This is a genomic window from Flavobacterium ustbae, assembly GCF_003946915.1.
Lineage (GTDB): Bacteria > Bacteroidota > Bacteroidia > Flavobacteriales > Flavobacteriaceae > Flavobacterium > Flavobacterium ustbae.
The window spans coordinates 246,669-258,366 of sequence record NZ_RPOC01000002.1 but is presented as its reverse complement, the minus strand read 5'-3'; the positions used below and the strand labels follow the sequence as shown (position 1 = coordinate 258,366).

Below are 11,698 nucleotides of genomic sequence, written 5' to 3'. Positions count from 1 at the left end.
AAAACATATAAAAACCTATTAATTAATTTATGACAACAGCCGAACAAGTAAAAGGTATTGTGGAGCGCCTTGGTGCGTTGAGGAGGTATCTTTGACGTTGATGCCAAGCTTATCGAAATTGCAAACGAAGAAGAAAAAACTTTTGCTCCTGATTTTTGGAACAATCCAAAAGAAGCAGAACTTATTGTAAAAAATCTTCGAAATAAGAAAAAATGGATTGAAGATTATGACAAAGCTGTCTCTCTTACTGAGGAATTACAGCTGGCGTATGATTTTTATAAAGAAGGCGAACTATCTGTTGAAGAACTAGATGAACAATACAATGCAGCACAATCGCATATAGAAAACATCGAATTCAAAAACATGCTTTCTGACGAAGGAGATAGTTTAAGTGCCGTTGTACAGATTACGGCCGGAGCCGGCGGAACGGAAAGCTGTGACTGGGCAGGAATGCTGATGCGTATGTACATGATGTGGGGCGAAAGTTATGGTTATAAAATCAAAGAACTTAACTTTCAGGAAGGCGACGTTGCGGGAATTAAAACCGTAACTTTAGAGTTCGAAGGAGATTATTCTTTCGGATATCTAAAGGGAGAAAACGGAGTTCACAGATTGGTTCGTATTTCGCCATTTGACAGTAATGCTAAACGCCACACCTCTTTCGTATCTGTTTACGTTTATCCGTTAGTTGATGATAGTATCGAAATCGACATTAACCCTGCCGATATCGAAATTACAACTTCTCGTTCGAGTGGTGCTGGAGGACAAAACGTAAATAAGGTAGAAACTAAAGTTCAGTTAGTTCACAAACCGACTGGAATTCAGATTCAATGTTCTGAAACACGTTCACAGCAAGATAACAGACAGCGTGCTATGCAAATGCTTCGTTCTCAATTGTATGAAATTGAGTTAAAGAAACAGCAAGCACAACGTGCAGATATTGAGGCTGGGAAAATGAAAATCGAATGGGGTTCACAGATTCGTAATTATGTTATGCAACCTTATAAATTAGTTAAGGATGTTCGCACAGGATACGAAACAAGCGATGTCGATGGCGTGATGAACGGAAACATTGATGCTTTCTTAAAAGCCTATCTGATGATGATGGGTCAAAAGGAAGAGGAATAGTATTTAGTGGTCAGTCCCGAAGCATCGGGATAGTGGTCAGGCGCAACAAACTTGAAACCTGAAACTTTTTTTAAACAAAAAACAAAAGTTATGATAAAATGGGCAGATGTAATTCATTTTACAAATAAAGGAAATCCGACTCCAGATAAAAAAGTGGAGAAAACGGAGGAAGAATGGAAGCAAATTCTAACTCCAGAAGAATTTCAGGTGACACGTTTAAAAGGAACAGAAAGATCTTTCAGCTCCGAAATGTGCAGTTTATTTGAACCAGGAATTTACGAATGTAAATGCTGCGGAACATTATTGTTTGATGCCAGCGAAAAATTTGAATCTGGAACAGGATGGCCGTCTTTTACACAACCTGTAAAAGAAAATGCTGTTGGATATCATGCCGACAGATCGCACGGAATGATTCGTGTTGAAGTCACTTGTAATGTCTGCGAGTCTCACTTGGGACATATTTTTCCTGATGGTCCGCCTCCAAGTGGTTTGCGTTATTGTATTAATGCTTTATCTTTAAATAAAGTAAAAGAATAGACTAACATCACTCTATACAAAAAAGCGATTCTCTTAAAAAGTGAATCGCTTTTTTTTGTCTTAAATAAAAATTACAAATTATTAATAATCAGCACTTTTTAAAATTAACAAACAGATCTATAAGAAAATAAATACTAAATAAAAAGACTAAAATATAAAAAAATCAAAACTTTAATAGGTAGAATGTTAATTTTGTAATATTCGAACTGTTATTTTAAATATTTTTTAAAAAACGTCAAAACAACAATTTGTTTATTCAAATCTTATTCATTTTATTTGGCAAAAATTAACCCTAAATCTATTTAGCTAAATTGACGAAATCCTATTCAATTCAAGAAATTAACGAAATAATAAATGGCGTAATTTATGGCGCAACAACTCAAAATATAACCGCTACTGAGCAGCTTGAAAAGGCTACAACTTCAGAAATTTCGTTTATAGGAAACAAAAAATATGAAAAATACTGGTTAGCTTCCAATGCTTCTGTAGCTGTTGTTAACGAAGACATTTCTATAGAGCCTGGCGAAAATCGCGCCTTCATTAAAGTAAAAAATGCCGATTTGGCAATGTCTCAAATTTTAGCCCTTTTTGCTCCACCCGCTCCTCTATTTCGCAATGACATTCACAAAACAGCCATTATTGATGAAACAGCCATTATTGGCGAAGGTGTCAAGATTGGTCCAGGATGTTATGTAGGTCCAAAAGTTGAAATTGGTGCAGGTTCAATATTATATCCAAATGTTACTATTTTAGATGAATGTACCATCGGAAGAAATACAACGATTTGGTCAGGAGCAGTTATACGCGAGCGTTGTCACATCGGAAATGACTGCATCATTCATCCAAATGCTACTATTGGCGCTGACGGTTTTGGCTTTAGACCTTGTACAGAAAAAGGGTTGGTTAAAATTCCTCAAATCGGAAATGTAATTATAGGAAATTGTGTAGAAATTGGAGCCAATACTTGTGTCGATCGCGGTAAATTTAGCTCTACGATTCTTGGAGATGGCTGTAAAATAGATAATTTAGTTCAAATTGGGCATAACAGTAAATTAGGCAAGTTTTGTATTATGGCTGGAAATAGTGGCCTCGCAGGATCTGTAACATTAGGAAATGGCGTTATAATTGGCGGCAGTGCTTCTATAAAAGACCATACAACAATTGGCGACGGTGCTGTAATTGGTGCTGGATCGGGCGTGACAGGAGATGTGACTGCGGGAAAAACAATGCTGGGATATCCAGCTGTTGAAGCTCGTGATGCTTTAAAACAATGGGCAATTTTAAAAAGAATGGTTTGTGATTCAAAGAAATGATCTAAGGTTCTAAGGTTCTAAGGTTCTAAGGTTCTAAGGTTCTAAGGTTCTAAGGTTCTAAGGTTCTAAGGTTCTAAGGTTCTAAGGTTCTAAGGTTCTAAGGTTCTAAGGTTCTAAAAAAAACTGAAGCTTTGCTTCAGTTTTTTTTATGACTTTTGTCAAAATTCTTATTTTCAAAATAATCTTATCCCTTTTATTTCAATTGATTTTGTAAATTAGCCACTACTATTTTACAAAATCAATATTCTATCATGGATTTAAACTTCAATAAAAACGAAGATCACAATAAATTACTTCTTTCTGATTTAAAACAAAAATTTGCCAAAGTAAAATTGGGCGGTGGAGAAAAAAGAATCGAAAAACTGCATGCTGAAGGCAAAATGACCGCTCGAGAAAGAATTGCTTATTTATTGGATGAAAATTCTAAAAGTATTGAAATTGGCGGATTTGCAGGCGAAGGAATGTATCTAGAACATGGTGGCTGTCCTTCAGGCGGCGTAGTAGTTAAAATTGGTTATATAAAAGGAAAACAATGTATTGTTGTAGCCAATGATGCAACGGTAAAAGCCGGTGCCTGGTTTCCTATAACCGGAAAGAAAAACCTTCGTGCTCAAGAAATCGCAATGGAAAACCGACTACCTATCATTTATCTTGTAGACAGCGCAGGAGTTTATCTGCCAATGCAGGATGAAATCTTTCCAGACAAAGAACACTTCGGACGAATATTTAGAAACAACGCCCAAATGAGCAGCTTAGGAATTACCCAAATTGCTGCCGTTATGGGAAGCTGTGTTGCTGGAGGCGCTTATCTTCCTATCATGAGTGACGAGGCTTTAATTGTTGATAAAACGGGTAGTATTTTCCTTGCAGGAAGCTATCTGGTAAAAGCTGCAATTGGCGAAACTATTGATAATGAAACTTTAGGCGGAGCCACAACACATTGTGAAATTTCAGGCGTTACCGATTATAAAGCAAAAGATGATAAAGATGCTTTAGACAAAATCAAAAATATTGTAGACAAAATTGGTGATTTTGACAAAGCAGGCTACAACCGAATAAAAGCAGAAAAACCAGCTTTAGAACCAAATGATATTTACGGAATACTGCCAAAAGCCAGAACGGAACAATATGATATGATGGAAATCATCAAACGTTTGGTCGATAATTCAGAATTTGAAGCTTACAAAGAAAGCTACGGTCAATCTTTAATTACAGGTTACGCTAGAATTGATGGCTGGGCAGTCGGAATTATTGCGAACCAAAGAAAAGTGGTAAAAACTAAAAAAGGTGAAATGCAGTTTGGTGGTATTATTTATTCTGACAGTGCCGACAAGGCCACACGCTTCATTGCCAACTGCAATCAGAAAAAGATTCCGCTAGTATTTTTACAAGACGTTACAGGATTTATGGTAGGTTCAAAATCTGAACATGGTGGCATTATAAAAGATGGTGCCAAAATGGTAAATGCGGTCAGCAATTCTGTTGTTCCGAAATTTACCGTAATAGTTGGAAATTCTTATGGAGCAGGAAATTATGCCATGTGCGGAAAAGCGTATGATCCTAGACTAATTTTTGCTTGGCCAAGTGCCGAACTTGCCGTAATGGGCGGAACTCAAGCTGCAAAAGTACTGGCTCAAATTGAAGCTTCTTCGCTTAAAGCGAAAGGAGAAAACGTCGATGAAGAGAAAGAAACAGAACTATTCAACAAGATTAAAGCTCGTTACGACGAACAGACTTCTCCGTATTATGCCGCTTCAAGACTTTGGACAGATGCCATTATTGATCCATTAGAAACTCGTAATTGGATTTCTATGGGAATCGAAGCGGCAAACCACGCTCCTATTCAAAAACCATTTAATTTAGGAGTTATTCAAGTTTAGTGATTTAAGAATTCTCAAAAACACGTTAAATAAAAAGCAAAAAACTAATTTTCAAGGTGTTAAAAATAAATATCTGATTAAAAATTAGTACCTTAGTATATAATTTTTAATCACACAGCATCATGGAAAATGTAAAAAGTTTGAATAAATGGGCAAATTCGCACACTTATTTACCAGTTGATTTAGTACGTATTGTTTTGGGTGGATTTTTATTTATGAAAGGAGTCTCTTTCGTCACCAATATTCAATACCTGCATGATTTAATTTCCCCGATTGACAAGTTTGGAGGAGGTATGTTTATGCTGCATTACATTGCTCCAGCTCACATGATTGGTGGTATAATGATTATTTTCGGCCTTTTGACCAGATGGGCAATCGCAGCTCAATTACCAATTTTATTCGGTGCAGTCCTTGTTAACTTTATGGGACAAATGCACTCTGAAAGTTTAATTCTAGCATTAGTCGTTTTATTAGTCTGTATATTCTTCCTCTTTTATGGAAGCGGCAAACATTCTGCAGACTATTATTTTAAAATGCAACAATAACCTCTCAAACCCCAGTCTAAACTGAGGGCTTTTTTTGAGTGTTAATTAATTCTATAAAATTTCTTTAATTGCGTTTTATGACTTAAATTCGCCGTCATGAATTGGATTCATAAAACCGTTATTTTTATTACGCTCTTACTTGCGGGATTGTTTGCTTATCAAGCGAACCAGACCTCTGTAAGCGTAATTGAAACGGAAAAGTCGGACACCAATTTTGGCAAAGACATTCTCGATTCATCAGCATTTATTCAGCCTCAGGGCAGCTATCAGTTTGTAGCAAACATCAAAACTAATCCGATTGGAATAATTAAATGTTTTGATACACTTTTGCCGCTAATACCACAGCATCAAACCGTTACAAACACTACAGCTTATACTAAACTCTTTACAACTCAATGTAAAAAGGTTTCAGTCATACTCTATGCTTTCCATTTTTTCTGGTAAATAAATACTTGATTTTCATTTGAAGATTTATTCTTCACTTATCTAAGAAACCGTTTTCAATCTGAGAACCGTTTATCTCTATCATTTATTTATTTCATTAAAACATTATGGAAACTACTACCACAATTATGGGTATTGTGATTCTAATTATTGTCGCTATCCCAGTATATTTTTCTGCACGTTCGTCTGCAGCAAGCAAATCAAGAATTCTAAACATCAAAAAAAGATTCAATCCAACTCATCCAGAAGATTTTGATTTGACAGAATCAATCAATAATAAAACCTTAACGATTGATCAAAAAAACAATAAGTTCATTTTAATGAATTTCAATCCAAATCAGCAAGAATCAACTTATGTGGATTTAAATACAATTGCATCATGCAAATTAATTCCAACAACAGATGCTGGTTCTGACACAATTATTAAAATTGATTTTGAATTTCAAGAAAAAGGAACTTCAAAAAAAATAATAATTCCATTCTATGATTTTGATGACGATCGTATTAAACAAATCAGCGTTTATCAAGATCATCAGTTTGCGAAAAAATGGCTTAAAATCATCCAAGATTCTATATCACGTTAGTTATTTAATTCAATAAAAGAGGCTCAATTTGAGTCTCTTTTTTTTTACAAGTTTTATGACATTTGTCATTTTATGTCTTAGGTTGAAGTTTTAATTTTGAGGAAAACTAAATCCGTCGTTATGAAAATTTCTTTGACTCAAAAATACAATGTCCCAGGTCCAAGATATACTAGTTATCCGACAGTTCCTTATTGGAATGAAGCTGGCTTTACAACAGAAAAATGGATTACTACTTTGAAAAAATCATTTTCTGAAAGCAATTCAAAAAACGGAATCAGTTTATATATTCATCTTCCTTTCTGTGAAAGCATGTGTACTTTTTGCGGATGCAATAAGCGCATTACCAAAAATCACTCCGTTGAGGAAAAATACATTCAGGCTGTTCTAAAAGAATGGACTATGTATTGTAATTTACTATCCGAAAAACCAAAAATTAAGGAAATACATTTAGGCGGAGGAACCCCAACTTTCTTTTCTAAAGAGAACTTAGAAAGTCTTATTAACGGAATTTTCGATCATGCAGTAAAAGCAGAAAATCATGAATTTAGTTTTGAAGGGCATCCAAATAATACAACTTACGAACAGCTTAAAAAATTATACGATTTAGGATTTCGTCGCGTAAGTTTTGGAGTTCAGGATTATTCGGCTACGGTTCAAAAAGCTATCAATAGAATCCAGCCTTTTCATAATGTTGCTAAAGTAACCTTTTGGGCAAAAGAAATTGGCTATACTTCAATTGGACATGACATCATCTTTGGACTTCCTTTTCAAACCATAGAAGATGTAATTGATACGGTTGAAAAAACAAATTCATTAAAACCAGATCGATTAGCTTTTTACAGCTACGCACACGTACCTTGGATAAAAGGAAACGGACAACGTGGTTTTAACGAAGAAAATCTCCCAAAAGATGCTGAAAAAAGAAAACTATACGAAACTGGGAAAAAACTTCTTATACAAAACGGTTATCACGAAATTGGAATGGATCATTTTGCATTAGCAGAAGACAGTCTATATAAAGCCGCTCACAACGGAAATTTACACAGAAACTTTATGGGCTACAGCGCCTCAAAAACTCAAGTGATGATTGGTCTTGGTGTTTCCTCCATAAGTGACAGCTGGTACAGCTTTGCGCAAAACACAAAAAGCATCGAAGAATACTATGAAATTTTAGAATCAAATCAACTTCCTGTTGTAAAAGGTCATATTTTAAATGATGAAGATCTTATCATTAGAAAACACATTCTCAATTTAACGTGCGAATTGGAAACTTCTTGGACCGCAGAACATTTAAGTTTTACTGAACTCCCAGAAGTTCTAAATGCTTTACAAGAAATCGAAAACGACAACTTAATTGTTATTGAAAATAATAAAATAAAAATTACAAAAGAAGGAAGGCCTTTTGTCCGTAATATTTGTATGGCTTTTGATTTACATCTAAAAAGAAAGTCACCGGAAACAAATTTGTTTTCGATGACTGTCTAAGGGTAGTTAGTTTTAAGTTTAGTTTAGTTTAGTTTAAGTTTTACTTAGTGACAGTTTGGAGTCTGTTGCACAAATAAGCTCATATTTGAAGGAGAAATATACGGAATTCCTAATCCTAGTCCTCGAAGGATAAATAATACTCCAATTATAACTGCTACATACGGAATTGCCTTTTGAATTTTATTTCGAAATGGCAATCGCAATAATGTATTCACATAAACAACAAAAGTCATTAGTGGAATAGTTCCTATTCCGAATAAAAACATGTAAAGAATACCATAACTTGCGCTTTGCATTGCAATTGCTCCAAATAAAGCTACGTACACCATACCGCATGGTAAAAATCCGTTTAACAGACCAATTGTAAATAAAGATTTGTAGCTCTTTTTTTTAAACTGGCCTCCAAGATTGGTTTTAATCTTTGAAATGATTTTGTAAACAGGTTTAGAAAAATTATACTGAGCAAATTTCTTTTCCGGAATCAAAACTACAATAATCATAATTACTCCGATAATTATGGACATTTTTTGCTGTAATCCCGCAAGAAAGAAACCTCTTCCGAGTAAACCAAATATTAGCCCAATTATAGAATAAGCAGCTAATCGCCCGAAATGATAGGTCATAATCTGCGTTACCTTTTTGGCTTCATTTTGCCTGTCAACAGGAAGCATCATAGCAATTGGTCCACACATTCCAACACAATGCAGACTACTGATTAAACCCAAAAAGAAAGCTGAAAATAACATTTTATTTAGTTTACGTAAATAACTTCTTTAGTAAGATATTTTTTGCCTTCATACTGCCACTCCATGTTAACATCCCAACGCCCTTTTAATAATTTTTTCTGCGGAATAATTATTTCAGAATTGGTTAAAGCAATTTGAGTATTAAAGTCAAATTTTTTATTTGATGGTCTATACAATTGAATATTCCCTTTCACTTTATCACTTTCAAATCCTGCAGGAAAAGTTACAGCTACGCCGTTATCTGTATATTTAATTATTGGCTTATGTTGCAAATCATGTGCATTTTGAATTCTGGCCATTTCTTCCTGAAAATGTGTATCGTGTTTGTAATATTCTTCTACAACCAAATCGTTATCGTATTTAGAATTTGACTGCACTTCAAAAACAAAATATAATATAAATGTCATAAACAATCCAAATGCAATGACAATTCCAGTTCCCCAATTAAATTTCATAATCTAATAATTTTAGTTAAAACTTCGTGGTCCTAAGAAATTTGTAGTTGTTGTTTCCAGGAGTTCAGAACCGTTATAAACTCCTATTTTTACTTTTGTTTTATCACTTTCTAATAAAACTTCCTCTATTTCGATAAACAATGTACCTTGAGAAATTCCTTCTTTATTTATTTTAAAATGTTTCTTTCCGACATTTTTTATTTCTCCCTTCTGATCAATTAATTCAAAATGAATATCGTTGTAATCTTTCATTGTTTTATTTACAATTTTATAAGTGTAAACATTACTGATTTTTTCCCCATTATGCTGAAATAACTGACCTGGCAAACGTAAAATTACTGCCTGAACATTTGTTCTTAAAAACAGCATTCCAACAAAAATACTCAATAGAATAAAGAGAACTGCTGTATAACCTTTCATTCTTGCTGTAAACTTGAAAGGCTCTTTTTTTACAATTTCGTCCTCAGAGGCATAACGAATAAGACCTTTTGGCAATCCTACAGATTCCATAATATGATCACATTCATCAATACAAGCTGTACAGTTTGTACATTCCAGTTGTGTTCCATTTCTAATGTCAATTCCCATTGGGCACACATGAACACACTGAAGACAATCTATACAATCTCCTTTACCTGTTAATGCTCTATCTTCTTTTTTATTAAATTTTGCACGGCCTTCTTCTTTTTCACCTCGAACAAAATCGTAAGCAACATTTATAGATTTATTATCTAAAAGAACTCCTTGTAATCTTCCGTATGGACAAGCAATTATACACACTTGTTCGCGAAACCATACAAAAACAAAATAGAAAACACCAGTAAATATTAGCAATGCGATAAAATTGCTTGATTGCTGTATTGGTCCTTGCTCAATCATTAAGAATAATGTGTCGCTTCCTACCAAATAAGCCAAAAAGACATTTGCAATAAGAAAAGAGATTAAGAAGAAAATAAGCCACTTGGTTACTCTTTTTCTAATTTTTTCGGCATTCCATTCCTGTCTTGCCAAACGGGTCTGAGAACCTCTGTCTCCATCAATCCAATATTCGATTCGACGAAAAACCATTTCTAGAAAAATAGTCTGCGGGCAGATCCAGCCACAAAAAATTCTTCCAAAAACAACAGTAAATAAAAGTATAAATACAACGCCGATAAGCATTGAAATCACGAAGAGATAAAAATCCTGAGGCCAAAAAGGAAATCCAAAAATATTAAAGCGACGTTCCATGATATTGAACATCATAAATTGGTTTCCATTTATTTTTATAAACGGATTTATGAATAAAATTGCCAACAAAACATAGCTGACAATTTTTCTATAATCATAAAATTTACCAGACGGTTTTTTAGGAAATATAAATTTTCGTTTACCACCTTCATCTATCGTTCCAATGGTATTTCTAAAAGCTTCGTCTGGTAAATTTGACATGATATTCTAATTATTTTTTAACTTCTGTGGTATCTTTTGCAGTTGCAGCGGCATCGATTTTAGGAGCACTATCGTCTACCCAAACCTCCCCTTCTGCATCCTTAGGATCTTTTGGATTACTTCCTTGTAAAGACAGAATATAACTTGCTACTTTTTGTATCTCTTTTGGTTTAAGAGTTCCTTTCCAAGCAATCATTCCTTTTCCGTCTCTACCTCCATTTGTGATGGTATGGAAAAGATTTTTAATACCTCCACCTAAAATCCATTTATCATCTGTAAGGTTTGGTCCAATCTGACCTCCCCCGTCGGCACGGTGGCATGCTGCACAATTAGTTGTAAAAATTGTTTTACCTTCATCTAAGCTTGGCGCATCAGTTAGTAAAACAACTGTTTTTTCGTCCATTAAATCTGGCGCTGTTTTCATGTATTCAGCCACATCAATTTTTGCTTGAGCTAATTCTTTTTTTAGCTCCATCTCTTGATCGTCAGCTCCTAAAACGTCATAACGAACCACATAAATTACTCCAAAAATGATACAGATATAGAACAGATACACCCACCAAGGCGGTAAATTATTATCCAGCTCTTTGATGCCGTCATAATCATGATCCATCAACAAATCGGCTTCTTTTTCAATTGGTTCCGATTTAGTCAATTTATGCATTAGGTTTTTAAACCAAGTGCTTTCTTTGAAACTTAAACTTTCTTCAAGTTCTTTTTGTGCTTTTTCTTCTGGCGTTAGCAATTGATACATTACTCGATTTACAGCACTAAGAGTAATTTCGATAGCAATCAAAATGAAAAGAAATGCAAATAAAAAAACCGATATCATTGGGTACTTTATAAATGCTGGCCTGTCGCCCGAGTCAACAAAATACTCCATCAATCCGAAAACGATGAAGAAAATCACTGGTACTCTAACATATACTGGGAAAAACTTTTTCATTTTTATCTATCTTTTGCAATTACACTAAGTCCTTCATCTAAAGGTATATTACTCATTTCTTGAATTTTTTCTTTTCTATAAGAGAATACCCAAATACCTAATCCTACGAAGAATAAGAAGAAAATTAAGAAGGAAATAATCGGGTAAACTTCTATACCCGATATGGTTTCCATATTGTGTTTTATTTGTTCAAACATAATGCTG

At 34.3% G+C, this 11,698-nt stretch carries 13 protein-coding genes; 8 read left to right on the top strand and 5 right to left on the bottom strand.

Annotation, left to right across the window (positions count from 1 at the left end):
* Positions 1-29: 29 nt before the first annotated feature.
* The 8 genes from prfB (at position 30) to hemN (ending at position 7,916) form a co-directional block, all read left to right on the top strand.
* A protein-coding gene (gene prfB / locus EG814_RS05065; RefSeq protein WP_125719562.1) for a peptide chain release factor 2 occupies positions 30-1,128 on the top strand; the annotation gives its coding sequence in 2 pieces (ribosomal slippage) (positions 30-92 and positions 94-1,128; 1,098 coding nt in all).
* A gap of 90 nt (positions 1,129-1,218) precedes the next feature.
* A complete protein-coding gene (msrB, locus tag EG814_RS05060; RefSeq protein ID WP_125719560.1) occupies positions 1,219-1,665 on the top strand; it encodes a peptide-methionine (R)-S-oxide reductase MsrB in 447 nt (148 codons plus the stop codon).
* Positions 1,666-1,976: 311 nt separating this feature from the next.
* Complete coding sequence (lpxD, locus tag EG814_RS05055) at positions 1,977-2,978, top strand: UDP-3-O-(3-hydroxymyristoyl)glucosamine N-acyltransferase (protein WP_125719559.1); 1,002 nt, start codon at positions 1,977-1,979, stop codon at positions 2,976-2,978.
* 251 nt (positions 2,979-3,229) lie between these two features.
* On the top strand, positions 3,230-4,858 hold the full coding sequence (locus EG814_RS05050; protein WP_125719557.1) for an acyl-CoA carboxylase subunit beta: 1,629 nt from the start codon (positions 3,230-3,232) through the stop codon (positions 4,856-4,858).
* A 122-nt stretch (positions 4,859-4,980) separates the two neighbouring features.
* Positions 4,981-5,403 (top strand): DoxX family protein, encoded by a 423-nt coding sequence (locus EG814_RS05045; RefSeq protein WP_125719554.1) that lies wholly within the window; start codon positions 4,981-4,983, stop codon positions 5,401-5,403.
* Between the two features lie 96 nt (positions 5,404-5,499).
* The gene (locus tag EG814_RS05040) at positions 5,500-5,847 is read left to right on the top strand and encodes a hypothetical protein (protein ID WP_125719553.1); all 348 of its coding nucleotides are present in this window, start codon (positions 5,500-5,502) and stop codon (positions 5,845-5,847) included.
* A 107-nt stretch (positions 5,848-5,954) separates the two neighbouring features.
* On the top strand, positions 5,955-6,431 hold the full coding sequence (locus EG814_RS05035; protein ID WP_125719551.1) for a hypothetical protein: 477 nt from the start codon (positions 5,955-5,957) through the stop codon (positions 6,429-6,431).
* A 120-nt stretch (positions 6,432-6,551) separates the two neighbouring features.
* A complete protein-coding gene (gene hemN / locus EG814_RS05030; RefSeq protein WP_125719549.1) occupies positions 6,552-7,916 on the top strand; it encodes an oxygen-independent coproporphyrinogen III oxidase in 1,365 nt (454 codons plus the stop codon).
* 44 nt (positions 7,917-7,960) lie between these two features.
* Here the strand turns inward: hemN and EG814_RS05025 are convergent, their stop codons facing one another.
* From EG814_RS05025 to EG814_RS05005, 5 genes are read right to left on the bottom strand one after another with little or no spacing between them, the layout of a single operon-like run.
* Positions 7,961-8,662: a sulfite exporter TauE/SafE family protein gene (locus EG814_RS05025; RefSeq protein WP_125719547.1), complete on the bottom strand. Its 702-nt coding sequence runs from the start codon at positions 8,660-8,662 to the stop codon at positions 7,961-7,963.
* Between the two features lie 5 nt (positions 8,663-8,667).
* Positions 8,668-9,117 carry a FixH family protein gene (locus EG814_RS05020; protein ID WP_125719545.1) on the bottom strand — a complete coding sequence of 150 codons (450 nt, stop codon included), beginning with the start codon at positions 9,115-9,117 and terminating at the stop codon, positions 8,668-8,670.
* Between the two features lie 12 nt (positions 9,118-9,129).
* On the bottom strand, positions 9,130-10,548 hold the full coding sequence (gene ccoG / locus EG814_RS05015) for a cytochrome c oxidase accessory protein CcoG (RefSeq protein WP_125719543.1): 1,419 nt from the start codon (positions 10,546-10,548) through the stop codon (positions 9,130-9,132).
* Positions 10,549-10,558: 10 nt separating this feature from the next.
* Complete coding sequence (locus EG814_RS05010; protein ID WP_125719541.1) at positions 10,559-11,494, bottom strand: cbb3-type cytochrome c oxidase N-terminal domain-containing protein; 936 nt, start codon at positions 11,492-11,494, stop codon at positions 10,559-10,561.
* Positions 11,495-11,496: 2 nt separating this feature from the next.
* Complete coding sequence (locus EG814_RS05005; RefSeq protein ID WP_125719539.1) at positions 11,497-11,691, bottom strand: CcoQ/FixQ family Cbb3-type cytochrome c oxidase assembly chaperone; 195 nt, start codon at positions 11,689-11,691, stop codon at positions 11,497-11,499.
* Between the last annotated feature and the right edge of the window lie 7 nt (positions 11,692-11,698).

What these genes read in the sequence shown, in the direction of transcription:
- msrB (WP_125719560.1), top strand. Translation starts at nt 1,219, where the DNA reads ATGATAAAATGGGCAGATGTAATTCATTTTACAAATAAAGGAAATCCG.
- EG814_RS05050 (WP_125719557.1), top strand. Translation starts at nt 3,230, where the DNA reads ATGGATTTAAACTTCAATAAAAACGAAGATCACAATAAATTACTTCTT.
- EG814_RS05045 (WP_125719554.1), top strand. Translation starts at nt 4,981, where the DNA reads ATGGAAAATGTAAAAAGTTTGAATAAATGGGCAAATTCGCACACTTAT.
- EG814_RS05040 (WP_125719553.1), top strand. Translation starts at nt 5,500, where the DNA reads ATGAATTGGATTCATAAAACCGTTATTTTTATTACGCTCTTACTTGCG.
- EG814_RS05035 (WP_125719551.1), top strand. Translation starts at nt 5,955, where the DNA reads ATGGAAACTACTACCACAATTATGGGTATTGTGATTCTAATTATTGTC.
- hemN (WP_125719549.1), top strand. Translation starts at nt 6,552, where the DNA reads ATGAAAATTTCTTTGACTCAAAAATACAATGTCCCAGGTCCAAGATAT.
- EG814_RS05025 (WP_125719547.1), bottom strand. Translation starts at nt 8,662, where the DNA reads ATGTTATTTTCAGCTTTCTTTTTGGGTTTAATCAGTAGTCTGCATTGT.
- EG814_RS05020 (WP_125719545.1), bottom strand. Translation starts at nt 9,117, where the DNA reads ATGAAATTTAATTGGGGAACTGGAATTGTCATTGCATTTGGATTGTTT.
- ccoG (WP_125719543.1), bottom strand. Translation starts at nt 10,548, where the DNA reads ATGTCAAATTTACCAGACGAAGCTTTTAGAAATACCATTGGAACGATA.
- EG814_RS05010 (WP_125719541.1), bottom strand. Translation starts at nt 11,494, where the DNA reads ATGAAAAAGTTTTTCCCAGTATATGTTAGAGTACCAGTGATTTTCTTC.
- EG814_RS05005 (WP_125719539.1), bottom strand. Translation starts at nt 11,691, where the DNA reads ATGTTTGAACAAATAAAACACAATATGGAAACCATATCGGGTATAGAA.